This window comes from Sodalis sp. RH14, assembly GCF_047324285.1.
Classification (GTDB): Bacteria; Pseudomonadota; Gammaproteobacteria; order Enterobacterales; family Enterobacteriaceae; genus Acerihabitans.
Window position 1 is genome coordinate 1,508,890 of sequence record NZ_CP178739.1, and the last position, 24,246, is coordinate 1,533,135.

Consider the following 24,246-nt stretch of genomic DNA (forward strand, 5'->3'; position numbering starts at 1 on the left):
ACGTCTCATTTATTTCAAATATTTGATAAATAAAGAAAAAATAAATTTTAATTATTACATAAAGATTTGAAGACCACATTTTTTGTACATTTTGACGCGTTATGGAATAGCCATTAATGTGGGTAATTTGTTTCATCCGGACCTATTATTTTGCCGGATTTTACTTTCCTGAAACAATGACGCTAAAAAGGAAACGTCAATAATCGCGCGGTTATCTTCATCGCGGCTTCCTATTTATGGCTCTACTATACGCGCAAGGCACAAAAAATGCAGGGTTATCTTGTGGCCCACGGGCACGGCGGGCCGTCGTCATGGCCGCCGGGCGCGGTGCCCGACGGTCGTGCATGTGATGCCGGGATGTTCACCGTCCCGGCGCGGCGGATCGGCGGTTTGCAGCGGCGCGCCGGCGTAACCTTATGCCGGGCGCCAATAGCGGCGTTTGGCCGCCTGCAGCTTTTCATAGGCGGCAAGCAGGGCGCGGTGGGTGGGCAGGGCGTGCAGGTCGCTGTCGATATCGAATAAGCCGTAAAAACAGTTTTCGCCCTTAAGCGCCGCCTGCGCGCGCTCAAGCGTGGCCTGGCCGTACATGCGCGCAAAAGCGGCAACATACTGCCCCAGCTCGCGGTCCGGTTCCTGGGTCAGCAACAGCAGGCTATGCAGGCAGCGGTAAAAATTTTCGCGTTCCGGCGTAAAAACCGATGCATTGAAGTCCCTGGTCCATTCGGTCCACATCAGCGCCTGCTCCAGGTCGCCGCCCGCCAGCGCCAGCATCACCTTCAGCTCGCCCACGCGCAGGGTAAACCAGCCGTTATCCCTGCCGGTCGCCAGCCCCAGCAGTTCCCGGACGCGGGTGAAGTCGTCCAGCCCTTCGTCGTCCAGTTGCTCTATCAGCGCCAGGTAGCGCTGCTTCGGCCAGCGGCTGCCGGGCAGGCTGGTCAGGGTGGCGCGCAGATGGGCGGCCATGGTGTTATTGGCCAACAGCAAGTCTTCAACCGGATAGATATCCGACATCCCGGGCACCAGGATGCGGCAGGCATACACATCCAGATGCTCGTAATCGGCGATATAGACTTCGGCGTGCAGGCGCTGGAAAATGGCCATCAGGGTGGTGAATTCGTCCCCGGTGCTGCCGCTGAAGTCCCAGTCGGCAAAGTCGTAATCAGCATCCTGCTTAAACAGATCCCAGGAAATCAGGCCGCTGGAGTCGATAAAATGGGTTTCCAGATTGGTCTGCTCCGCCACTTCCTCGTCGTCAAAGGTCGGCGGCGTGAACACATCCAGGTCTTTCAGGCTGCGGCCCTGCAACAATTCGGTTACCGTGCGTTCCAGCGCCACGCCGAAGTCCGGATGCGCGCCAAACGAGGCAAAGCAGGTGCCGTTGGCGGGATTAAACAATACCACGCACATCACCGGATACAGCCCGCCCAGCGACGCGTCATAGGCGAAAATCGGGAAGCCCTCCTCTTCCAGGCGGGCGATGGCCTCGATCACGCCGGGATAGCGGGCCATTACCGCCGGCGGGATAGCCGGCAGGCTTATGGACTCGGCGATAATCCGGTTCTTTATATGGCGCTCGAACACTTCCGACAATGCCTGCACCCGGGCTTCATTGGCGGTATTGCCCGCCGACATGCCGTTGGAGACATACAGGTTGCCGATGATGTTCACCGGGATATACACCGTTTGCCGGTCGGACTGACGCTCAAACGGCAGGGCGCAGATGCCGCGCGCGGCATTGCCTGATTGCAGGTCGACCAGCGCGGGCGCGGTCAGTTCCTGCTGCGGATCGTAAAATGCCCGCAGGCCATCGTCGAGGATACCCGACGGCAAACGGCCATCGGCGGGCAGCGCGAACCATTTCTCGTTGGGATAATGCACGAACCCGCCATTGGCAATACTGGCGCCGAGATAAAAATCGGCAAAAAAATAGTTGGTGGACAATCGCTCGAAATATTCGCCCAGCGCCGACGCCAGGGCGGCTTTTTTACTGGCGCCCTTACCGTTGGTAAAACACAGCGGACAGTCGCGATCGCGGATATGCACCGACCACACGTGCGGCACGGGATTGAGCCAGGAAGCCTCTTCGATATTAAATCCCAGCGCGCCGAGCTGCTGGTAAAAGCGGGCGATGGAGTCTTCTAGGGCGGCGTCTTTACCGGGAATAAATGTTTGTGACATGCAGGTTCTCTTTTTATTGTCTTGAAAGGCGCATAATACGGTGTTTTCTGCCGTGCCTCCATGTATTCCCCCGATCGTGAGCGCGGCAGCGGCCAGTTTTATCCGCCCTGGCGCCGTTAAGACCGGGTGCGGGTGGCGGCGCTGAAATTACGCCCGATAAGCAATAACCGTTGCGACGCCCCGATGCGAGTGATAAAAACGATAGAATGAGTATTAACGAATTTTTTGGCCAACGTGGTGGATGGAAATGAATCAGGTGTTTAATTTTAGCGCCGGTCCGGCAATGATACCGGTGGAAGTCTTGCGGCGCGCGGAGCAGGAACTGTGCAACTGGCACGGTCTGGGTACGTCGGTGATGGAGATAAGCCATCGCAGTAAGGAATTTATCGAGGTGGCCCAGGAGTCCGAACAGGATCTACGCGAGCTGCTGAGTATTCCGGACCATTATAAGGTGCTGTTCTGCCACGGCGGCGCGCGGGCTCAGTTTGCCGCGGTGCCGCTCAATCTGTTGGGCGACAGCGCCAGCGCCGACTATATCGACGGCGGCTACTGGGCGCACAGCGCCATAAGCGAAGCGCAGAAATATTGTGACCCGAAGGTTATCGACGTCAAAACACGGATTGACGGCCTGCGCGCGATCAAGCCCATGCGCGAATGGAACTTATCCGCCGACGGCGCCTACGTGCATTACTGTCCGAACGAAACCATCGACGGCCTGGCGATTGATGAATTGCCTGATTTCGGCGATAAAGTGGTCGTCGCCGATTATTCCTCCACTATTTTGTCCCGTCCCCTGGATGTCAGCCGTTTTGGCGTGATCTATGCCGGCGCGCAGAAGAATATCGGCCCGGCGGGCCTGACGCTGGTGATTGTGCGTGACGACCTGCTGGGCAAGGCGCGGCGCGAGCTGCCGTCGGTGCTGGATTATAAGGTGCTGGCGGAGAATGACTCCATGTTCAATACGCCGCCCACCTTTGCCTGGTACCTGTCCGGCCTGGTATTTAAATGGCTGAAGGCGCAGGGCGGACTGGTGGAAATGGACAAACGCAACCAGGCCAAGGCGGATACATTGTATCATTACATCGACCAAAGCGATTTCTACCGCAACGATGTCGCCCCGGCCAACCGTTCGCGCATGAACGTGCCCTTTTTACTGGCGGATGCGGCGCTGGATAAACTGTTCCTGGATGAATCCGTCGCGGCGGGGCTGCACGCGCTGAAAGGCCATCGCGTCGTGGGCGGGATGCGCGCTTCCCTGTATAATGCCATGCCCCTGGCGGGCGTCGAGGCGCTGGTGTCCTTTATGGATGGATTCGCCCGGCGCCATGGCTAACTCCGTACTGACGGGCAGGATGGGCCGGGTCGTTAAGCCGCGGTAAATACCGCCTTGGAAACTCCGGCGCGCCGTTGCGGCTCTCATCCGTGAGAGCCGCCCTGCGGGTCAACGCCTGTGCGTTATTTTAAGGCGTTCCCGGCGCGCCGCGCTTTGCCCTCCTTGCCTATTACCCCCGCTTCACGCTGTTGTGCGGGTTTACAATCGCCTGAGTTTTTGTTTTTGCTGGAGAACGCGCTTCACATGCTGGAATCCCTGACCCTACAACCGGTGGCACTTGTCGATGGCACCATTAATCTTCCCGGCTCGAAAAGCGTTTCGAACCGGGCGCTGTTGCTGGCGGCGCTGGCCGACGGCACCACCCGCCTGACCAATCTGCTCGACAGCGACGATGTGCGCCATATGCTCGATGCCCTGGCCGCGCTCGGGGTCGTCTGCCGGTTAAGCGACGATCGCAGGACATGCGAGATCGATGGCCGGGGGCAGGCCCTGACCGCGCCGGCGCCGCTGTCGCTGTTTCTCGGCAACGCCGGCACCGCCATGCGGCCCCTGGCAGCCGTGCTATGCCTGGGCCGGCATGACATTACCCTGACCGGCGAGCCGCGCATGAAAGAGCGTCCCATCGGTCATCTGGTGGATGCCCTGCGCCAGGGCGGCGCGGAGGTGGATTACCTGGAGCAGGAAAATTACCCGCCGTTGCGTTTGCGCGGCGGTTTTCGCGGCGGCGATATTACCGTCGACGGCAGCGTGTCCAGCCAGTTTCTCACCGCCCTGCTGATGACGGCGCCGCTGGCCGCCGGGGATACCACCATCCGCATCAAAGGCGAGCTGGTTTCCAAGCCGTATATTGATATCACCCTGGCGTTGATGAAAACCTTTGGCATACAGGCGCGCCATGACGACTACCGGGTGTTTTACCTGCAAGGCGGCCAGAGGTATAGCTCGCCGGGCGAGTATCTGGTGGAGGGCGATGCCTCGTCCGCGTCTTATTTCCTGGCGGCGGCGGCCATCCGCGGCGGCACGGTGCGGGTTACCGGTATCGGCAAAAACAGCGTGCAGGGCGATATCCGCTTCGCCGATGTGCTGGAGCGCATGGGCGCCACCATCCGCTGGGGCGATGATTTTATCGAATGCCGCCGGGGCGGGCTGCACGCCATCGATATGGACATGAACCATATTCCCGACGCCGCCATGACCATCGCCACCACCGCCCTGTTCGCCGACGGCGGCACCACCACCCTGCGCAATATCTACAACTGGCGCGTCAAGGAAACCGACCGGCTGGCGGCCATGGCCACCGAGCTGCGCAAAGTGGGCGCCGGCGTGGTGGAGGGCGAGGACTATATCGCCATCACGCCGCCGGCCAGGCTGATATCCGCCGCGATCGACACCTATAACGATCACCGTATGGCGATGTGCTTCTCCCTGGTGGCGTTGTCCGATACCCCGGTGACTATCCGCGATCCGAAGTGCACCAATAAAACCTTCCCCGATTATTTCCGCCAGCTGGCCGCCATCAGCACCCTGGCGTAACCCGCTTTTCCCGTTTATTCACCGGCCGTGCGGCGCGCCGGTGAATGAAAACGCGCGCGCGGTGTCTTAATTTCACGATCCTGACGCCGAAGGGTAACCGTTATTCCTTATGATGCGTATAATGCATCATAGTAAATTCATTATTTATGGAACCAGAATCAAACCGCTGAGAGGAGAAAACAATGACAGCAGTAGTCCCGGTGATCACCATCGACGGACCGAGCGGTGCAGGGAAAGGCACGCTGTGTAAAGCATTGGCGGAAGCATTAGGGTGGCATCTGCTGGATTCGGGGGCCATTTACCGCGTCCTGGCCCTGGCGGCGTTGCACCACCAGGTCGATATCAACGCGGAGGAAGCGCTGGTGCCGCTGGCGGCGCATCTCGACGTACGCTTCAAGGTACAGGCGGGCGAGCTGGAAATCATCCTCGAGGGCGAGGATGTCAGCGGTGAAATCCGTAACGAAGAGGTGGGCAATACCGCCTCCAAGATTGCCGCGTTTCCCCGGGTGCGCGAGGCCCTGCTGCGTCGGCAGCGGGCATTCCGCGAGGCGCCGGGCCTGATTGCCGACGGCCGGGATATGGGCACCGTGGTGTTTGCCGAGGCGCCGGTGAAGATTTTTCTCGACGCGTCCTCGGAAGAAAGAGCGCACCGCCGCATGCGGCAGTTGCAGGAAAAGGGCTTTAGTGTTAACTTTGAACGCCTTTTATCCGAGATAAAGGAAAGGGACGAACGCGACAGGAACCGCCCGGTGGCGCCGCTGGTTCCGGCATCAGATGCTCTGGTACTGGATTCCACCCGCATGACTATCGATGAAGTGATAGCTCAGGCATTGGCGCATTCACGGCGTATACTGGCGTTGTCGTAGCCTTGGAAACAACTACCCCGTTGCAGGGACTGGCAATAGGGCGTGTAAAACAACCCCATCGAGCAGGATGCCGGATGGACGTTAATCAAAAACACCTGAAGATTATCAAATATGACAGAATCTTTTGCTCAACTCTTTGAAGAATCCCTGAAAGAAATCGAAACCCGTCCCGGTTCCATCGTGCGCGGTACCGTTGTTTCCATCGATAAAGATGTCGTACTGGTTGACGCCGGTCTGAAATCCGAATCCGCTATTCCTATCGAGCAGTTTAAAAATGCTCAGGGCGAGCTGGAAATCAAGGTTGGCGATCAGGTCGACGTCGCGCTTGACGCGGTGGAAGACGGTTTCGGTGAGACCCTGCTGTCTCGCGAAAAAGCCAAGCGCCATGAAGCCTGGTTGATGCTGGAAAAAGCCTACGAAGAAGCCGCGACCGTTACCGGCATCATCAACGGCAAAGTGAAGGGCGGTTTCACCGTCGAACTGAACGGCATCCGTGCGTTCCTGCCGGGTTCGTTGGTTGACGTGCGTCCGGTACGCGATACCCTGCATCTGGAAGGCAAAGAGCTTGAGTTTAAAGTTATCAAGCTGGACCAGAAACGTAACAACGTGGTGGTTTCCCGTCGCGCGGTGATCGAGTCCGAAAACAGTGCGGAACGCGATCAGCTGCTGGAAAACCTGCAGGAAGGCATGGAAGTTAAGGGTATCGTCAAGAACCTTACCGACTATGGCGCGTTTGTCGATCTGGGCGGCGTCGATGGCTTGCTGCATATTACCGATATGGCCTGGAAGCGTGTTAAGCATCCGAGCGAAATCGTCAATGTCGGCGATGAAATCACCGTTAAGGTCCTGAAATTCGACCGTGAACGTACCCGTGTTTCCCTGGGCCTGAAACAGCTCGGCGAAGATCCTTGGGTGGCTATCGCCAAACGTTACCCGGAAGGCACCCGCCTCACCGGCCGCGTGACCAACCTGACCGATTACGGCTGCTTCGTTGAAATCGAAGAAGGCGTCGAAGGCCTGGTTCACGTTTCCGAAATGGATTGGACCAACAAAAACATCCATCCGTCCAAGGTTGTTAACGTGGGCGACGTGGTTGAAGTCATGGTTCTGGATATCGACGAAGAACGTCGCCGTATCTCCCTGGGCCTCAAGCAGTGCAAAGCCAACCCATGGCAGCAGTTCGCCGAAACCCATAATAAGGGTGACCGCGTCGAAGGCAAGATCAAGTCAATCACTGACTTTGGTATCTTCATCGGCCTGGACGGCGGCATCGACGGCCTGGTTCATCTGTCCGACATCTCCTGGAATGTTGCCGGCGAAGAAGCCGTGCGCGAATACAAGAAAGGCGACGAAATCGCGGCCGTGGTCCTGCAGGTTGACGCAGAACGCGAACGTATTTCACTGGGCGTGAAGCAACTGGCTGAAGATCCGTTTAATAACTACCTGTCTTTGAACAAGAAAGGTACCATTGTTACCGGTAAAGTCACTGCAGTTGACGCTAAAGGTGCTACAGTTGAATTAGCTGGCGGCGTTGAAGGTTACCTGCGTGCTTCCGAAGCATCGCGTGACCGCATTGAAGACGCTACCCTGGTCCTGAACGTGGGCGACGACGTTGAAGCTAAATTCACCGGCGTTGATCGTAAAAACCGCGTTGTCAGCCTGTCCGTTCGTGCTAAGGATGAAGCTGATGAGAAAGATGCTATCGCCACTGTGAACAGCACCAACAAGCAGGAAGATACAAGCAATTTCTCCAGTGCAATGGCTGAAGCGTTCAAGGCAGCTAAAGGCGAATAATAATGGGGGAGCGGCGAGACGGCCGCTCCTGGACGGTAGCTAAGTTGGGTCGTGTTCCTGCTTTATCCGCTGGAATGCGCACTTGGAGGAACTATGACCAAGTCTGAACTTATTGAAAGACTTGCTGGACAGCACGCTCATATCCCGGCAAAAATCGTCGAGGATGCTGTGAAAGAGATGCTCGAACATATGGCGACCACCCTCGCCGGCGGTGAGCGCATTGAAATCCGTGGTTTCGGCAGTTTTTCACTTCACTACCGTGCACCGCGTGTCGGACGCAACCCTAAAACCGGGGATAAGGTTGAACTGGAAGGCAAATATGTCCCCCATTTCAAGCCCGGCAAAGAGCTGCGCGACCGCGCCAATATTTATGGCTCATAATGCCTGCGGGCGTTGACCCACCGGCGTTGTAAGCCAGCCGCAAACAAGACACCTTCGGGTGTCTTTTTTTATGCCTGGACGTCAGCGGCGGTGAAAAAAGCGCCGCCGGTTGCGCCAGGGCAAATGCGCGCTTGCGCGCAGCCTGGCGCGCCCGGCTGTTAAGGCTATCTTATTGTCCTGAAGCGGCATCGCCTTATCGCATACCCCTGATGGCGGCGACCGATGGCATGGACAATACTCGGCGTCACTGTCATGTCGCCAGGATGGCACGCCGATGATTGCCGGACCCTATTACTGATGCCGTTATCCGTTAACCATATGGCGTTTTGCGCCATAGCCGGCATAGTGCCCTTGGGCTTTTTACCCGTATTGCCGGCCCCCACCGCGCTGCATGGCGTTGCGCTGGCCGCCTGGGTCTTGCTGTTATTTCCCGCGCCAGGGTGCCGTTTAGCGGCGGTATTTCTGGCCGCGTTCGCCTGGAGCGGTTTTTGCGCCATACAATTACTGGAGCAGACGGCGCTATTATCCCAACCCAGGGCTATCGTGCGCGCCCATATCGTCAGTATCCATCATGGGCATAACCCGCGCGCGGGCGCGGTGATTAAAATAACCCAGGCCGGGGGCAAACGGGTGTTTCCTCCGGTCCATGCCGCCATCAGCTGGGCGTCGCTGCCGGAGCGCTGGTGTGCCGGGCAGCAGTGGAAAATGATGCTGAAGCTGCGTCCCCAGCATAGCCGGCTCAATCAGGGCGGTTTTGACAGCCAGCGCTGGGCCGTCGCCAATCATCAACCGCTGGTGGGCCGGGTCGTCAAAGCCAAAGTGGAAGACGCCCGCTGCGGCTTGCGGCAAAGGCTTATCGACAACGCCGCCGCCCGGTTCGCCGATCTGCGCTGGCCGTCCATTTTACTGGCGCTGGGGTTTGGCGAAAGCCGGGGCATGCCGGAGGATCTACGCCTGCTGTTACAGCAAACCGGCACCGCACATCTGATGGCCATATCCGGCCTGCATATTTCACTGGCGGCCCTGTTTGGCTGGCTGCTGGCGCGCGGCGGCCAGTTTGTCCTGCCCGGGCGCTGGGTCGGCCCGGTGATGCCGCTGGCGATCGGCTGGCTGGCCGCGGCGGGGTATGTATGGATTTCCGGCGTGAATTTTCCGGCCATCCGCGCGCTGCTGGCGCTGACGCTATGGCTCCTGCTGCGTATGCGCGGCGTGTGCTGCGGGGCCTGGCAGGTTTGGCTGTGGTGCGTGGCGCTGATAGTGGTTACCGACCCGCTTAGCGTGCTGTCAAGCAGCCTGTGGCTGTCATGCCTGGCGGTGGCGGCGCTGATTTTCTGGTTTCAGTGGGCGCCGCTGCCGGCGCGTTTCCAGTCCGGGCTGCGCTGGGCCTGGCTGCGCTGGATACATTTGCAGGCCGGCATGACCCTGTTGCTGCTGCCGCTGCAATGGGGATTATTCCACGGCGTTAATCCGCTGTCGCTGCCTGCCAACCTGTGGGCGGTGCCGCTGGTGTCGTTTATCACCACGCCCCTGATCCTGGCGGCAATCTGCCTGGGCATGCTGCCGCCGCTGAGCCGTCTGCTGTGGTATCTGGCCGACCAATCGCTGACGCTGGTCTTTATGCCGCTGGCGCCGCTACAGCGTGGGTGGCGGGATTTGCCGGAAACCGGCATCCTGTGGAGCATCGGCGGCTGGCTGGCGGTGATTATCTGGCGTTTCGGCTGGTGGCGCACCTATCGACTCAATATGCTGGTGCTCGGCGCGCTGCTGCTGGCGCCGCGCGACAGGGCGGATCGGCCTCGCTGGCGGTTGGATATGCTGGACGTCGGCCACGGGCTGGCGGTAGTGGTGGAGCGCCATGGTAAAGCGCTGATATATGATACCGGCGCCGGCTGGCGCGGCGGCGATATCGGCAAAGCGGAAATCCTGCCTTATCTGGCCTGGCGCGGCCTGTCGCCGGAAGGTATTTACCTCAGCCACAGCCATCAGGATCATATCGGCGGGCTCGGCACCCTCAAACGGGCGTTCCCGGGGGTGCCGGTCGCCAGCTCTTACCGCGGCAATGGCCATCTTCCCTGCGTCGTGGGACAGCGCTGGCAATGGCAGGGACTGACGTTCAGCGTCCTGTGGCCGCCGGCGCAGGTTAAAAAAGCCGGCAATGATGATTCCTGCGTGATCAAAATAGAGGACGGCGCGTTCAGCGTGCTGTTAACCGGCGATATCGAGGCGCCGGCCGAGCGGGCCTTGCTCAGGACCGCCCGCGGCCGGCTGCGCGCCGATATTCTCCAGATCCCCCACCACGGCAGCAAAACCTCGTCCACCCGGGCCTTTTTACGCGCGGTGCGTCCAGCGGCGGCGCTGGCGTCGGCGGCGCGCTTCAATCCCTGGCGCCTGCCCGCGCCGCTCATCAGGGAGCGTTACCGGCAGGAAGGCATCGCCTGGCATGATACCGCCCGCTCAGGTCAGGTCAGTATTCATTTTTATGACAATAATTGGGTGATAAAAGGATATCGGGAGCAAATTATGCCACGTTGGTATCACCAGTGGTTTGGCGTCCACGCCGATAATGAGTAGAATGGTCGGCTATTTAGACTCAGCGCTGGTTAAATGCATGCTTAATGATAAAGATCTCTCCACCTGGCAGACGTTCCGTCGCCTATGGCCGATGATCTCCCCTTTTAAGGCGGGCCTGATAGTCTCTGCCATCGCCCTGATACTGAATGCCGCCAGCGATACCCTGATGCTGTCATTACTCAAGCCGTTGCTGGACGACGGGTTCGGCAAAAGCGACAACAGCATCCTGGTGTGGATGCCGCTGGCCGTTATCGGCCTGATGGTGGTGCGCGGTTCAACCGGTTTTGTTTCCAGTTATTGTGTATCCTGGGTATCCGGCAAAGTCGTGATGCAAATGCGCCGCCGGCTGTTCAGCCATATGATGGGCATGCCCGTGTCCTTTTTCGATCAGCAATCCACCGGTACCCTGCTGTCGCGCATTACCTATGATTCGGAACAGGTGGCCTCCTCGTCATCCAGCGCGCTGATTACCGTTATCCGCGAAACCGCCTCGATTATCGGCCTGTTTATCATGATGTTCTATTACAGCTGGCAACTGTCGCTGATCCTGGTGGTTATCGCCCCCATTGTTTCCATTGCCATCCGCCAGGTGTCGAAACGCTTTCGCAATATCAGCAAAAATATGCAGAACACCATGGGGCAGGTCACCACCAGCGCCGAGCAGATGCTGAAAGGCCATAAGGAAGTATTGATTTTCGGCGGCCAAAAGGTCGAGAACGAACGTTTCAACCATGTCAGCAACCGCATGCGCCAGCAGGGCATGAAAATGGTTTCCGCCTCGTCGGTCTCCGACCCGGTGATCCAGTTTATCGCCTCACTGGCACTGGCGTTTGTCCTGTATGCCGCCAGTTTCCCGAGCGTGATGCAAAACCTGACCGCCGGCACCATTACCGTGGTGTTCTCATCCATGATTGCGCTGATGCGCCCGCTGAAATCGCTCACTAACGTTAATTCCCAGTTCCAGCGGGGCATGGCCGCTTGCCAGACCCTGTTTGCCATCCTGGATATGGAGCAGGAGAAGGATGAGGGTACGCTGGAGATCGAACGCGCCGAAGGCCATGTTGAATTCCGCGACGTCACTTTTTATTACCCTGGCAAAGAAACACCCTCCCTTGAACATATCAGCCTGACCATCCCCGCGGGCAAAACGGTGGCGCTGGTCGGGCGTTCCGGATCCGGCAAATCCACCATCGCCAACCTCCTGACGCGGTTTTACGATGTCCAGGAGGGCGCGGTGTTGCTGGACGGACATGACCTGCGGGAATACAAGCTGTCATCGCTGCGCGATCAGGTGGCGCTGGTCTCGCAAAATGTGCATTTATTTAACGATACCATCGCCAACAATATTGCCTATGCCCGCAAGGACCGGTTTTCGCGCGAGGAAATCGAGAATGCGGCCCGCATGGCGTACGCCATGGATTTTATCGCCAAAATGGATAAGGGCCTGGATACGGTCATCGGTGAAAACGGCGTGCTGCTGTCCGGCGGACAGCGGCAGCGCATCGCCATTGCCCGCGCGTTGCTGCGTGATTGCCCGATCCTGATCCTTGACGAGGCCACCTCGGCGCTGGACACCGAATCGGAGCGCGCCATCCAGAAGGCGCTGGACGCGCTGCAAAAAAACCGCACCTCGCTGGTGATTGCCCATCGGCTGTCGACCATCGAAAAAGCCGATGAGATCCTGGTGGTGGAAAACGGCCGTATCGTGGAGCGCGGTTCGCATCAGGACCTGCTGGCGCAGAAGGGCGCGTATGCCCAACTGCACCGGATGCAGTTCGGCAATGATTGATCGCATCTGGTTCGGCGGGTCGAAACTGTATTGGCTGCTGCTGCCGTTATCCTGGCTATACGGCCTGGTCAGCGCGCTGATAAAGCTGGGCTATCGCCTGGGATGGCGTAAAACCTACCGCTTCCCGGTGCCGGTGGTGGTGGTGGGCAACCTGACCGCCGGCGGCAACGGCAAAACACCCGTGGTGTTGTGGCTGGTGGAGCATTTGCAGCGGCGCGGCTGGCGGGTCGGCGTGGTATCCCGCGGCTACGGCGGGCGGGCCGACGGCTACCCGCTGCTGCTGGACGACAATACCACCAGCCGACAGGCGGGGGATGAGCCGGTGTTGATTTTCCAGCGCACCGGCGCCGCGGTGGCGGTGGCGCCTAAGCGCGCGGACGCGGTGGCGGCCTTGTTGGCCGGACGGCCGCTGGATGTGATTATCACCGATGACGGCCTGCAGCATTATGCGCTGGCGCGGGACATCGAATGGGTCGTGGTGGATGGCGTCAGGCGTTTTGGCAACGGCTGGTGGCTGCCGGCGGGCCCCATGCGCGAGCGGGCCGGCCGGTTGAAACGCGTCGACGCCGTGATTGTCAACGGGGGCGAGGCATTACCGGGTGAGATTCCCATGCGCCTGGTGCCGGGCGACGCGGTCAATTTGGCCAGCGGTGAAACCCGGCCTGCCGGGCAACTGCGCTCGGTCGTGGCGATGGCGGGCATCGGGCATCCGCCGCGGTTTTTCGCCACCCTGCGCGCCCTTGGCGTGGTCACCGAAGGTGAAATTGCCTTCGGCGATCATCAGGCTTATCGCCTGGAGCAATTGGCGCCGCTGGCCTTGCCGCGCCAGACGCTGTTGATGACGGAAAAAGACGCGGTGAAATGCCGCGCTTTCGCCCAGGCCAACTGGTGGTATCTGCCGGTAAGCGCCCAGTTGCCGGAGCGGGACGCGCAGGCGCTGCTGGCGCCTATTGAGCAGGCGATTATCGCCTGGCGGCAAAAGCGCTAGCGTCAATCACGCCGGAACCGGGCGGGCTGATAAGGGGGCGTTTTTTTGGCGGCGAAAAAACAATCGGCCCGGTCATCAGGGATGATCGGGCCGAGAGAGCGATGTTATTTTTTGCTTAGCGGCTAAAATTAGCAAACAAAGCAATTATTTTATTTAATTTTTTCATGGCAGGTTTGTCTCTTAAATGTCTAAAGTGTGATGTAGCTCACAAAAAATATTACGCCGTTCCTGTGCCTGGATCAACCCTATTTTGCAAAAATGTTAATAGCCTGCGTCAATCGTTGTGACGTCAATTACAGCTAATCGCCGTAACCATTCCCGCCCGCCGCCGCATTATGCTATTCTCTGGGCCATCGACGCATCGCAGGGTGTGTATGCTGGAGGAAACATGGATCACCGTTTATTGGAAATCGTGGCGTGCCCGGTATGTAACGGCAAGCTGTATTTTAATAAAGAAAAACAGGAACTCATCTGTAAATCGGATGCCCTGGCCTATCCGGTCCGGGACGGTATACCGGTGTTATTGGAGAGCGAGGCCCGCGCCCTGACATTGGACGAGACAAATCAATGAGTTTCGTGGCTATCATTCCCGCGCGGTTCGCCTCCAGCCGCCTGCCGGGCAAACCCCTGGCGGATATTAACGGCAAGCCGATGGTGGTGCATGTCATGGAGCGCGCGCAGGAATCCGGCGCGGACCGGGTTATCGTGGCGACCGATCACGCCGGCGTGGTGGATGCCGTCCGCCAGGCCGGCGGCGAGGTTTGCATGACCCGTCCCGATCATCACTCCGGTACCGAACGCTTGGCGGAAGTGATCGACCGCTATCAATTTCCCGATGACCAGATCGTCGTCAATGTGCAAGGCGACGAGCCGCTCATCCCGCCGGTCATTATCCGCCAGGTGGCTGATAATCTGGCCCATTGCCAGGCGGGCATGGCCACGCTTGCGGTGCCCATCACCACCGCCGAGGAAGCCTTTAATCCGAACGCGGTCAAAGTGGTGATGGATGCCCAGGGTTTCGCGCTGTATTTTTCCCGCGCCGCCATTCCCTGGGAACGTGAACGCTTCACCGTTTCCCGGGCGACCATCGGCGACACCTTTTTGCGCCATATCGGCATCTATGGCTATCGCGCCGGTTTTATCCGCCGTTATGTGGGCTGGCAACCGAGCCAGCTGGAGCAGATTGAGATGCTCGAGCAACTGCGGGTACTGTGGTATGGCGAAAAGATCCATGTCGCGGTGGCGAAAGAGGTGCCGGGCATCGGCGTCGATACGCCGGAAGAGCTGCTGCGCGTGCGCGAACTGATGCGCCATAACCGCTGATATTCCGCTAAATCTTGATCTGAAACGAAGAAGTTTGCCGGTGAAGCCAGCATGATGGCCCGTGTTTGTTATTCACACGTTTGTCCATTATATAAAGGTTGAGTCTGTCATGGAACAGTTGAAAGCTGAGCTAAGCGCAGTATTGGGGGAATCCCTGAGCCGTCTGGAGCGGATCAGCGAACAGCCTTATGCGCATCTTTATGCTATGTATGATAAGGAAGGACATCCGCTTTCATTGCTGGCAAAAAGCTATATCTGCCAAGGCATCGCACAGCAGGAGGCGTACAAGCTTTCCATGCTGGCCCGCGAGGGCGAAGTGCGGTTGCCCACGGTCTACGGGCTGGTGGTAACCCAGCAGGCGCCGTATAAGGAACTGCTGCTGATGGAACGCCTGCGCGGGGTCTCGGCGGAAGCCCCAACCCGTACGCCGCAGCGCTGGGAGCTGCTGAAAGATCAGATTGTCGAAAGCATGCTGGCCTGGCACCGTATCGACAGCCATGGCTACGTCGGCACGGTGGACAGCACGCAGGAAAATACCTGGCCCAACTGGTATGCGCAACGCATCGAAGTGATTTGGTCGACGCTGCTGAAAGTCTCCGCGCCGCTGCTGACCTATGAAGACCGCAACCTGTTGTTCCGCACCCGCCAGAGCCGTGAAAAACTGTTTGCCGATTATCAGGAAAACAGCGTGCTGGTGCACGGCAACCTCACGCTGCGCAGCATGCTCAAGGACCAGCGCACCGATCAACTGCTCGCCATGCTCAATCCCGGCACCATGCTGTGGGCGCCGCGCGAGTACGATTTGTTCCGCCTGTGCGAGGACGGCATGGCGAACGAGCTGCTCTACCATTACCTGAGCAAGGCGCCGGTGTCGGAGGCGTTCCTCTACCGGCGCTGGCTATACGGTATCTGGGAAGCGGCGGCGCGCTATATCCACACCGGGTTGCTCGACCGCGCGGTATTCGACCTGGCCGGTCGCGAACTCGTCCCCTGGCTTGATTAAACGGACGTGCGCCGGCGATAGCGCCCGCCTTGCGCGGCGCTATCGCCCCGGTACGGCGGCATCAATCAGGATGCCGGCGCGTCGCTGTCGCCGGTTATTTTTTGCCAGGCGCGTCCCAGGGTTTCATACCAGGCGCGGTCGGCATGCCCCAGCCATAGGGGCGACGGCAGCACCTTTTCCCACGGGTTTAACGGACTGTCGATCGCCAGCTGGTTGGCCGGGGCAGGGATGGGGGTCAGCCCCCGGGCCCGGAAAAACCCCATGGCGCGTGGCATATGGTTGGCAGACGTGACCAGCAAAAACGGCGCCTTGCCCACCAGGGCGGCTACGCTTGCCGCTTCCTGGCGGGTGTCGCGCGGCGCCTCCAGCACGATAATATCTCCCGCCGGCACCCCAAGGCTTTGCGCCACCCTTGCCGCCGTTTCGGCGCTGCTGACGGGATTGCCCGGCGCCGCCGCGCCGGTAAATACCATTTTGGCGCCGGGATGGTCATGATAAAGACGAATTCCTTCGGCCACCCGCGGCAGGCTGTTGTTAATCAGGTTGGAACTGGGCGCCCATAAGGGATTAAAGGTGTAGCCGCCGCCCAGCACCACCACGTAGGCGATACCCGGCTGGCGCCCGTGATAGGTGGGGTATGCCGCCTCCAGCGGCGCCAGCAGGCTATCGGCCACCGGTTGCAGGCTCAGCAGCAATAAAACCGACCAGCCCAGGGTCACCAGACCCTTACCGGTCCGCTGCCAGCGCGTGAACCACAGCAGTAATAGCCCGGCGCCCATGAGCAAAATCAGCAGCGGCAGCGGCAACAATAACCCGCCGACGATTTTTTTAAGGTCAAAAAGCATCGGAAAACGCTCCAATTGGATGAAATGTAGTCAACCAGGCGCAATCCGGCGCCATAAAGATTCATTCTAAGTCAGCCTGTGACAAAATAGTCAATTCACGGCGGGTTTATGGTAAAAACGCCTTTCCCGTCCGTCGTGCCCGGAGCATTGATTATGCAGGACCGCAATTTTGACGATATTGCTGAAAAATTTGCGCGCAATATTTACGGCACCACCAAAGGGCATATCCGCCAGGCGGTGGTCTGGCAGGATTTAGAAGGATTGCTGACGCGGCTGCCCGCCCGCCCGCTGTATATCCTCGATGCCGGCGGCGGCGAGGGCCGTATGGCCTGCCAGCTGGCGGCCCTGGGGCACCGGGTGCTGCTGTGCGATCTGTCGTCCGGCATGATTGAGCGGGCGCGGCAAGCGGCGCAGGAGCGGTCTGTGATGGATCGCCTGCAATTTGTGCAAAGCGCCGCGCAGGATATCGCGCCCCATTTGGAAAGGCCGGCCGATCTGATATTGTTGCATGCGGTATTGGAATGGGTAAGCGAGCCGCGCGCGTTATTGCAAGGGCTGTATGATTGCCTGGCGCCGGGTGGCGCTCTGTCATTAATGTTTTACAATAAGCACGGTCTGGTCATGCGTAATATGATCCTGGGCAATATTGAATTTGTCGCCGCCGGGATGCCGAAACGAAAAAAACGCTCCCTGATGCCGGACCATCCCTGCGATCCTGAACAGGTGTTCGGCTGGCTGACCGCCATGGGCATGACGCTCAGCGGCAAAAGCGGTGTGCGGGTGTTTCATGACTATCTGCAAAACAAGCAGCAGCAACAGGATGATTTTCCGGCCTTATTGGCGATGGAACAACGGTATTGCCGGCAGGAACCCTTTATCAGCATGGGGCGCTACATCCACGTCATGGCGCATAAACCCTCCCTGAAGGATGAATTATGAGTGAATTTTCCCAGACTGTACCGGAACTGGTCGCCTGGGCCCGGAAAAATGACTTCTCGCTCTCGCTGCCCATCGAGCGGCTGGCGTTTGTGCTGGCCATCGCTACGCTTAACAGCGAACGCATGGACGGTGAAATGAGCGAAGTCGATCTGGTGGACGCCTTTCGTCACGTCAGCCAGGGGTTTGCGCAGACCAACGAAACGGTGGCGGTGCGCGCCAACAACGCCATCAACGATCTGGTGCGCCAACGCTTGCTCAACCGCTTTGTCAGCGAGCTGGCGGACGGCAACGCCATCTATCGCCTCACGCCGCTGGGTATCGGCATCAGCGACTACTATATTCGCCAGCGTGAATTTTCCACGCTGCGGTTATCGGTGCAGCTTTCCATTGTCGCCCAGGAATTGCAGCGTGCGGCCGAGGCGGCGGAAGAGGACGGCGATGAGTTCCACTGGCACCGCAACGTATTTGCCCCGCTGAAGTATTCGGTGGCGGAAATTTTCGACAGCATCGACATGACCCAGCGCATCATGGACGAACAGCAGCAGTCGGTGAAGGACGACATCGCGGCGCTGCTCAACCAGGACTGGCGCGCCGCCATCGCCAGCTGCGAGCAGCTGCTGTCGGAAACCTCCGGTACCCTGCGGGAACTCCAGGATACCCTTGAGGCGGCGGGGGATAAGCTGCAGGCCAACCTGCTGCGCATCCAGGACACGATCCTCGGCCATCAGCATCTGGCCTTTCTCGACAAGCTGGTCTTTGATCTGCAAAACAAGCTGGACCGGATTACCAGTTGGGGACAGCAGGCGATAGATCTATGGATCGGCTACGATCGCCACGTGCACCGTTTTATCCGCACCGCCATCGATATGGATAAAAACCGGGTCTTCGCCCAGCGGCTGCGCCAGTCGGTACAGAACTATTTCGACCATCCCTGGGCGCTGACCTATGCCAACGCCGACCGTCTGCTGGACATGCGCGACGAGGAACTGGCGCTGCGCAGCGAAGAGGTGACCGGCGAACTGCCGCCGGACATGGAATATGAAGAATTCAACGAGATCCGCGAGCAGCTGACCGCCATGATCGACCAGGCGCTGGCGCAGTACCCGCAGCAGCATCTGCCGCTGGATCTCGGCCAGGTTATGCGTGATTACCTGGCCCGTTTCCCGCGCGCGCGCCATTTCGACGTCGCGCGTATTTTAGTTGATCAGGCAGTACGTCTGGGTGTCGCCGGATCAGACTTTTCCGGATTACCGCCGCAGTGGCAGGCAATCAACGATTACGGTGCTAAGGTACAGGCCCATGTCATCGATAAGTATTGAAGAAACCATGCCGGTCAAGCTGGCAAAAGCCCTGTCGAATCCCCTGTTTCCGGCTCTCGACAGTCTGTTGCGCTCCGGCCGCCATATCGGCGTCGAGGAGTTGGACAACCACGCGTTCCTGATGGATTTCCAGGAGGAGCTCGAGAGCTTTTACCGCCGCTACAATGTGGAACTGGTGCGCGCGCCGGAAGGCTTTTTTTACCTGCGCCCGCGGTCCACCACGCTGATTCCGCGCTCGGTTCTGTCCGAGCTGGATATGATGGTGGGTAAAATCCTGTGTTATCTCTATCTCAGCCCCGAGCGCCTGGCCCATGAAGGGATTTTTACCCAGCAGGAGCTTTACGACGAACTGCTTGGTCTGGCGGACGAAAACAAACTGCTTAAGCTTGTTAACCAGCGTTCCACCGGCTCCGATCTCGACCGGCAGAAGCTGCAGGAAAAGGTGCGCACGTCGCTTAACCGCCTGCGCCGTCTGGGCATGGTGTGGTTTATGGGCAACGACGCCTCGAAATTTCGCATTACCGAGTCGGTGTTTCGCTTCGGCGCCGATGTACGCAGCGGCGATGACGCGCGCGAGGCGCAGCTGCGCATGATCCGCGACGGGGAGGCGATGCCCATTGAACAGGCCTTATCGCTAAATGACGAGCAGGACGACGACAATGGCAATCTTAATGACGGATCGTCGGAAAGCGCCGAGGATGAACTGGCATGATTGAACGTGGTAAATTTCGCTCACTGACATTGGTTAACTGGAACGGTTTTTTCGCCCGTACCTTTGATTTGGACGGGTTGGTGACCACCCTGTCCGGCGGCAACGGCGCGGGCAAGTCCACCACCATGGCGGCTTTTATCACCGCCCTGATCCCGGACCTGACGCTGCTCCATTTCCGTAATACCACCGAAGCCGGCGCCACCAGCGGTTCCCGCGACAAGGGGCTGCACGGCAAGCTGCGCGCCGGCGTCTGCTACGCCGCGCTGGATGTGATCAACTCCCGCCATCAGCGGGTGCTGGTGGGCGTACGGTTGCAGCAAATCGCCGGGCGCGATCGCAAAGTCGATATCAAACCCTTTATGATCCAGGGGCTGCCGGTCGCGGTTATGCCTACGGAAATCCTGACCCAGGCGGTAGGGGATCGCCAGGCGCGGGTCTTGAGCCTGCAGGAACTCAAGGAGCGGGTGGAGGAAACCGAAGGCGTACAGTTCAAGGTGTTCAATTCCATTACCGACTATCACGCCCAAATGTTTGATTTAGGCGTTATTCCGCGCCGTCTGCGCTCGGCCGCCGATCGCAGCAAATATTACCGCCTGATTGAAGCCTCGCTGTACGGCGGTATCTCCAGCGCCATCACCCGCTCGCTGCGCGACTATCTGTTGCCGGAGAACGGCGGGGTGCGCAAAGCGTTCCAGGATATGGAAGCGGCGCTGCGCGAAAACCGCATGACGCTTGAAGCGATACGCGTTACCCAGTCCGATCGCGACCTGTTTAAGCACCTGATTTCGCAAGCCACATCCTACGTGGCGGCCGACTACATGCGTCATGCCAACGAGCGGCGCATCCATCTTGACCAGGCGCTGAGCCTGCGGCGCGATCTGCTCGGCAGCCGCAAATCGCTGGCAGTGGAACAATACCGCCATGTGGACATGGCGCGCGAACTGGAAGAAACCACCGGCAGCGAATCGGATCTGGAAACCGACTACCAGGCGGCCAGCGACCATTTAAACCTGGTGCAGACCGCCATGCGCCAGCAGGATAAAATCAGCCGCTATCGTGATGATATCGACGAGCTGACCTTCCGGCTGGAAGAGCAAAACGAGGTGGTGGCCGAGGCCCAGGACCTGCATCAGGACCATGAGGCGCGCGCTGAGGCCGCCGAACTGGAAGTCGATGAGCTGAAAAGCCAACTGGCGGATTACCAGCAGGCGCTGGACGTGCAGCAAACGCGCGCCATCCAGTATCAACAGGCGTTGCAGGCGCTGGACCGCGCCCGCGAACTTTGCGGCCTGCCCGGACTTAGCGCCGTGGACGCCGAGCGGGAGCTTGACGTCTTCCAGGCGCGGGAGCAGGAAGCCACCGACGTTCTGCTCGGGCTGGAACAAAAACTGAGCGTGGCCCAGGCGGCGCACGGCCAGTTCGAACATGCCTTTAAACTGGTGACGCAAATCGCCGGGCAGGTGGCGAGGAGCGAAGCCTGGCAAACCGCCCGCGAGCTGCTGCGCGATGCGGCGTCGCTCACGCATCAGGCCGAGCGGCTGCAGCCGTTGCGCAGCCAGCTTGATGAACTGGAGCAGCGTCTGCGCGAGCAGCAGGAAGCCCAGCGCCTGCTGACGGAATTCGGTAAACGTATCGGCGCCGATTACCAGCCGGACGAGCTGGAAGCGGCGCAGCAGGAGCTGGAAGCGCGGGTGGAAACCCTGTCGCTCAGCGTATCCGAGGCGGGGGAGCGGCGTATGGCATTACGCCAGGAGCTCGATCAGATCCTGCAGCGGCTGCAGTTGCTGACGCAACGCGCGCCGGCCTGGCTGGCGGCGCAGGATGCGTTGACCGCGCTTGAGGAACAAAGCGGCGAGCGGCTTGAGAACGGCTCGCACGTCACCGAATATATGCAGCAACTGCTGGAGCGCGAGCGCGAAACCACCGTGGAGCGCGACGAGGTGGCGGGGCGCAAACGCGCGCTTGAAGACCAGATCGAGCGGCTAAGCCATCCGGGGGGCGGCGAGGATCCGCGTCTGGCCACCCTGGCGGAACGTTTTGGCGGCGTGCTGTTATCGGAAATCTATGATGATGTCACCTTTGACGACGCGCCTTATTTCTCCGCGCTGTATGGACCCTCGCGCCACGCTATCGTGGTTCCCGACCTGTCGCGCATCCGCGATCAGCTTGACGGCCTGGACGAATGTCCCGACGATCTCTACCTGATCGAGGGTGACCCGCAGTCGTTCGACGATAGCGTATTCGGTATCGAGGAGCTGGAAAGGGCGGTCCTGGTGAAGGTGGCCGATCGCCAGTGGCGGTATTCCCGTTTTCCGGCGGTGCCGCTGTTCGGCCGGGCGGCGCGCGAGAAACGCCTGGAAATCCTTAACGAAGAGCGCGACGCGCTGGCGGAACGGTACGCCACCCTGTCGTTTGACGTGCAGAAAATCCAGCGTTTGCACCAGGCGTTCGGTCGTTTTGTCGGCACCCATCTGGCGGTGGCGTTTGAAGACGATCCCGAGGCCGAGATCCGCCGCCTGGGTGGCCGGCGCGGCGAGCTGGAACGCCTGCTCAGCGATCATGAGGGCCAGAACCAGCAGCAGCGCCAGCAATATGAACAGGCGCGCGAGGGGCTTGGCCTGTTGAACCGACTGATCCCGCGCATCAGCCTGCTGGGCGACGAGACGCTGGCCGATCGTCTCGACACCGTGCGCGAAGAGTGGGAAGACGCCCAGGACGCGGTGCGTTATTTGCAGCGCCACCGCGATGCGCTGGATCAGCTGGAGCCGCTGCTTGCGGTATTGCAAAGCGACCCCGAGCAGCACGAGCAGCTGCAGGCGGATTACCAGCAGGCGCAGCAGGCGCAGCGCCAGGCTAAGCAGCAGGCGTTCGCCCTGACCGAGGTGGTGCAGCGCCGCGCCCATTTCAGCTATTCCGATTCCGCCGGCATGCTGACGGAAAACTCGGATCTGAACGACAAGCTGCGCCAGCGCCTGGAGCAGGCGGAGGCCGAGCGCAGCCGGGCGCGCGACGCCTTGCGCCAGCATCAGGCGCAGTTGACCCAGCTAAACCAGGTGCTGGCCTCGCTGAAAAGCGCCTACGACGCCAAACGGGATATGTTTGCCGAGCTGACGCAGGAACTGCAGGATATCGGCGTACAGGCCGATGCCAGCGCCGAAGCCCGCGCCAAGGAGCGCCGCGATCAATTGCACGCCGCCCTGAGCCAGAACCGCAGCCGGCGCAACCAGTTGGAGAAACAGCTGACCTTCTGTGAAACGGAGATGGACGCCCTGCGCAAAAAACTGACCAAGCTGGAGCGCGATTATCATCAGATGCGCGAGCAGGTGGTGACCGCCAAGGCCGGTTGGTGCGCGGTTATGCGCCTGGTGCGGGATAACGGCGTCGAACGCCGGCTGCACCGGCGCGAACTGGCCTACCTGGAGGCGGAAGAACTGCGCTCCATGTCCGACAAGGCGTTGGGCGCCCTGCGCCTGGCGGTGGCGGATAACGAGCATCTGCGCGATGTGCTGCGGCTGTCGGAAGATCCCAAACGGCCGGAGCGGAAAATCCAGTTTTTTATCGCGGTTTACCAGCATCTGCGCGAACGTATCCGCCAGGATATCATCCGTACCGACGATCCGGTCGACGCCATTGAACAAATGGAAATTGAACTGAGCCGGTTGACCGAGGAATTGACGGCCCGCGAACAGAAACTGGCCATCAGTTCCAAGAGCGTATCGAACATTATTCGCAAAACCATCCAGCGCGAGCAGAACCGCATCCGCATGCTCAACCAGGGATTGCAGGCGGTCAGCTTCGGCCAGGTGAAGAGCGTGCGGCTGAATGTGAACGTGCGCGAAGCCCACGCCACGCTGCTTGATGTGCTGAGCGAGCAGCAGGAGCAGCATCAGGATTTGTTCAGCAGCAACCGGCTGACTTTCTCCGAGGCGCTGGCGAAGTTGTATCAGCGTTTGAATCCGCATATCGATATGGGGCAGCGCACGCCGCAGACCATCGGCGAGGAATTGCTGGACTACCGCAACTATCTGGAAATGGAAGTGGAGGTCAACCGCGGCGCCGACGGCTGGCTGCGCGCGGAGAGCGGGGCGCTGTCCACCGGCGAGGCCATCGGTACCGGTATGTCGATCCTGGTGATGGTGGTGCAGAGTTGGGAAGAAGAGTCCAGCCGCCTGCGCGGTAAGGATATTTCCCCCTGCCGCCTGTTATTCCTTGATGAGGCGGCGCGTCTTGACGCTAAATCCATCGCCACGCTGTTTGAGCTGTGCGACCGGTTGCAGATGCAGCTGATTATCGCCGCGCCGGAAAATATCAGCCCGGAAAAAGGCACCACGTATAAACTGGTACGTAAGGTATTCAATAATCAGGAACATGTGCATGTGGTGGGCTTGCGTGGGTTTGGCGGGGATATTCCGCCGGTGCCGGCGGTCGTTGCGGCGCAGGAAACCTCCTGAGGTGCTGGCCAGCTCTCCCTGTAACACGCCTGCTTTAAGTTCAGCGTTAGCGGGCCTACCGTGCCATGGGGCGCTCGGTCGGGCGGGAAAAGCACGCCCGATTCGACCCCATTGGCACGCTCTCCCTGTAACACGCCTGCTTTAAGTTCAGCGTTAGCGGGCCTGGCCTGCCATGGGGCGCTCGGTCGGGCGGGAAAAGCACGCCCGATTCGACCCCATTG

Annotated in this window: 17 protein-coding genes; 15 read left to right on the plus strand and 2 right to left on the minus strand. The window is 59.6% G+C overall.

Annotated elements, in window-relative coordinates; translation table 11 throughout:
• Nucleotides 1–414: 414 nt before the first annotated feature.
• Nucleotides 415–2,178 carry a 30S ribosomal protein S12 methylthiotransferase accessory factor YcaO gene (gene ycaO / locus ACL2XQ_RS06725; RefSeq protein ID WP_413740168.1) on the minus strand — a complete coding sequence of 588 codons (1,764 nt, stop codon included), beginning with the start codon at nucleotides 2,176–2,178 and terminating at the stop codon, nucleotides 415–417.
• Nucleotides 2,179–2,425: 247 nt separating this feature from the next.
• Between ycaO and serC the strand changes: the two genes are divergently transcribed.
• The 11 genes from serC to ACL2XQ_RS06780 all read left to right on the plus strand — a co-directional run bounded on the left by serC (nucleotide 2,426) and on the right by ACL2XQ_RS06780 (nucleotide 15,759).
• On the plus strand, nucleotides 2,426–3,511 hold the full coding sequence (gene serC, locus ACL2XQ_RS06730) for a 3-phosphoserine/phosphohydroxythreonine transaminase (RefSeq protein ID WP_413740169.1): 1,086 nt from the start codon (nucleotides 2,426–2,428) through the stop codon (nucleotides 3,509–3,511).
• A gap of 243 nt (nucleotides 3,512–3,754) precedes the next feature.
• Nucleotides 3,755–5,044: a 3-phosphoshikimate 1-carboxyvinyltransferase gene (gene aroA, locus ACL2XQ_RS06735; protein ID WP_413728739.1), complete on the plus strand. Its 1,290-nt coding sequence runs from the start codon at nucleotides 3,755–3,757 to the stop codon at nucleotides 5,042–5,044.
• Between the two features lie 182 nt (nucleotides 5,045–5,226).
• Entirely contained in the window at nucleotides 5,227–5,910 is a 684-nt protein-coding gene (gene cmk / locus ACL2XQ_RS06740) for a (d)CMP kinase (protein ID WP_410015902.1), read from the plus strand.
• A gap of 111 nt (nucleotides 5,911–6,021) precedes the next feature.
• Complete coding sequence (gene rpsA / locus ACL2XQ_RS06745) at nucleotides 6,022–7,704, plus strand: 30S ribosomal protein S1 (RefSeq protein WP_410015901.1); 1,683 nt, start codon at nucleotides 6,022–6,024, stop codon at nucleotides 7,702–7,704.
• A 93-nt stretch (nucleotides 7,705–7,797) separates the two neighbouring features.
• A complete protein-coding gene (gene ihfB / locus ACL2XQ_RS06750; RefSeq protein WP_331120830.1) occupies nucleotides 7,798–8,085 on the plus strand; it encodes an integration host factor subunit beta in 288 nt (95 codons plus the stop codon).
• 252 nt (nucleotides 8,086–8,337) lie between these two features.
• On the plus strand, nucleotides 8,338–10,656 hold the full coding sequence (locus ACL2XQ_RS06755) for a ComEC family protein (RefSeq protein ID WP_413740504.1): 2,319 nt from the start codon (nucleotides 8,338–8,340) through the stop codon (nucleotides 10,654–10,656).
• A gap of 37 nt (nucleotides 10,657–10,693) precedes the next feature.
• The gene (gene msbA / locus ACL2XQ_RS06760) at nucleotides 10,694–12,445 is read left to right on the plus strand and encodes a lipid A ABC transporter ATP-binding protein/permease MsbA (protein ID WP_410015900.1); all 1,752 of its coding nucleotides are present in this window, start codon (nucleotides 10,694–10,696) and stop codon (nucleotides 12,443–12,445) included.
• Complete coding sequence (gene lpxK, locus ACL2XQ_RS06765) at nucleotides 12,438–13,433, plus strand: tetraacyldisaccharide 4'-kinase (protein ID WP_413740170.1); 996 nt, start codon at nucleotides 12,438–12,440, stop codon at nucleotides 13,431–13,433. Before msbA ends, lpxK begins: the two co-directional genes overlap by 8 nt.
• 388 nt (nucleotides 13,434–13,821) lie before the next feature.
• Nucleotides 13,822–14,004 (plus strand): Trm112 family protein, encoded by a 183-nt coding sequence (locus ACL2XQ_RS06770; protein ID WP_162365646.1) that lies wholly within the window; start codon nucleotides 13,822–13,824, stop codon nucleotides 14,002–14,004.
• Nucleotides 14,001–14,756, plus strand: coding sequence for a 3-deoxy-manno-octulosonate cytidylyltransferase (kdsB, locus tag ACL2XQ_RS06775; protein ID WP_410015898.1), 756 nt, complete (start codon nucleotides 14,001–14,003; stop codon nucleotides 14,754–14,756). Before ACL2XQ_RS06770 ends, kdsB begins: the two co-directional genes overlap by 4 nt.
• Before the next feature lie 109 nt (nucleotides 14,757–14,865).
• A complete protein-coding gene (locus ACL2XQ_RS06780; protein ID WP_410015897.1) occupies nucleotides 14,866–15,759 on the plus strand; it encodes a YcbJ family phosphotransferase in 894 nt (297 codons plus the stop codon).
• Between the two features lie 65 nt (nucleotides 15,760–15,824).
• Here the strand turns inward: ACL2XQ_RS06780 and elyC are convergent, their stop codons facing one another.
• Entirely contained in the window at nucleotides 15,825–16,604 is a 780-nt protein-coding gene (gene elyC, locus ACL2XQ_RS06785) for an envelope biogenesis factor ElyC (RefSeq protein ID WP_413731108.1), read from the minus strand.
• Nucleotides 16,605–16,757: 153 nt separating this feature from the next.
• Here elyC and cmoM point away from each other — a divergent pair, with 153 nt between their 5' ends.
• The 4 genes from cmoM to mukB are packed head-to-tail and all read left to right on the plus strand — an operon-like array spanning nucleotide 16,758 to nucleotide 24,025.
• Nucleotides 16,758–17,543, plus strand: coding sequence for a tRNA uridine 5-oxyacetic acid(34) methyltransferase CmoM (gene cmoM / locus ACL2XQ_RS06790; RefSeq protein ID WP_413740171.1), 786 nt, complete (start codon nucleotides 16,758–16,760; stop codon nucleotides 17,541–17,543).
• Nucleotides 17,540–18,862 (plus strand): chromosome partition protein MukF, encoded by a 1,323-nt coding sequence (mukF, locus tag ACL2XQ_RS06795; protein ID WP_410015894.1) that lies wholly within the window; start codon nucleotides 17,540–17,542, stop codon nucleotides 18,860–18,862. The genes cmoM and mukF overlap by 4 nt, the downstream gene beginning before the upstream one ends.
• A complete protein-coding gene (mukE, locus tag ACL2XQ_RS06800) occupies nucleotides 18,843–19,574 on the plus strand; it encodes a chromosome partition protein MukE (RefSeq protein WP_410015893.1) in 732 nt (243 codons plus the stop codon). The genes mukF and mukE overlap by 20 nt, the downstream gene beginning before the upstream one ends.
• Nucleotides 19,571–24,025, plus strand: coding sequence for a chromosome partition protein MukB (mukB, locus tag ACL2XQ_RS06805; RefSeq protein ID WP_413728734.1), 4,455 nt, complete (start codon nucleotides 19,571–19,573; stop codon nucleotides 24,023–24,025). Before mukE ends, mukB begins: the two co-directional genes overlap by 4 nt.
• The last annotated feature ends 221 nt before the right edge of the window (nucleotides 24,026–24,246 follow it).

Bases quoted from the DNA above. Each gene is read 5' to 3' on its own strand.
- msbA (WP_410015900.1), top strand. From the start codon at position 10,694: ATGCTTAATGATAAAGATCTCTCCACCTGGCAGACGTTCCGTCGCCTA.
- mukF (WP_410015894.1), top strand. From the start codon at position 17,540: ATGAGTGAATTTTCCCAGACTGTACCGGAACTGGTCGCCTGGGCCCGG.
- ACL2XQ_RS06755 (WP_413740504.1), top strand. From the start codon at position 8,338: ATGTCGCCAGGATGGCACGCCGATGATTGCCGGACCCTATTACTGATG.
- rpsA (WP_410015901.1), top strand. From the start codon at position 6,022: ATGACAGAATCTTTTGCTCAACTCTTTGAAGAATCCCTGAAAGAAATC.
- ycaO (WP_413740168.1), bottom strand. From the start codon at position 2,178: ATGTCACAAACATTTATTCCCGGTAAAGACGCCGCCCTAGAAGACTCC.
- serC (WP_413740169.1), top strand. From the start codon at position 2,426: ATGAATCAGGTGTTTAATTTTAGCGCCGGTCCGGCAATGATACCGGTG.
- ACL2XQ_RS06780 (WP_410015897.1), top strand. From the start codon at position 14,866: ATGGAACAGTTGAAAGCTGAGCTAAGCGCAGTATTGGGGGAATCCCTG.
- lpxK (WP_413740170.1), top strand. From the start codon at position 12,438: ATGATTGATCGCATCTGGTTCGGCGGGTCGAAACTGTATTGGCTGCTG.
- aroA (WP_413728739.1), top strand. From the start codon at position 3,755: ATGCTGGAATCCCTGACCCTACAACCGGTGGCACTTGTCGATGGCACC.
- ACL2XQ_RS06770 (WP_162365646.1), top strand. From the start codon at position 13,822: ATGGATCACCGTTTATTGGAAATCGTGGCGTGCCCGGTATGTAACGGC.
- elyC (WP_413731108.1), bottom strand. From the start codon at position 16,604: ATGCTTTTTGACCTTAAAAAAATCGTCGGCGGGTTATTGTTGCCGCTG.
- cmoM (WP_413740171.1), top strand. From the start codon at position 16,758: ATGCAGGACCGCAATTTTGACGATATTGCTGAAAAATTTGCGCGCAAT.
- cmk (WP_410015902.1), top strand. From the start codon at position 5,227: ATGACAGCAGTAGTCCCGGTGATCACCATCGACGGACCGAGCGGTGCA.
- ihfB (WP_331120830.1), top strand. From the start codon at position 7,798: ATGACCAAGTCTGAACTTATTGAAAGACTTGCTGGACAGCACGCTCAT.
- mukB (WP_413728734.1), top strand. From the start codon at position 19,571: ATGATTGAACGTGGTAAATTTCGCTCACTGACATTGGTTAACTGGAAC.
- kdsB (WP_410015898.1), top strand. From the start codon at position 14,001: ATGAGTTTCGTGGCTATCATTCCCGCGCGGTTCGCCTCCAGCCGCCTG.
- mukE (WP_410015893.1), top strand. From the start codon at position 18,843: ATGTCATCGATAAGTATTGAAGAAACCATGCCGGTCAAGCTGGCAAAA.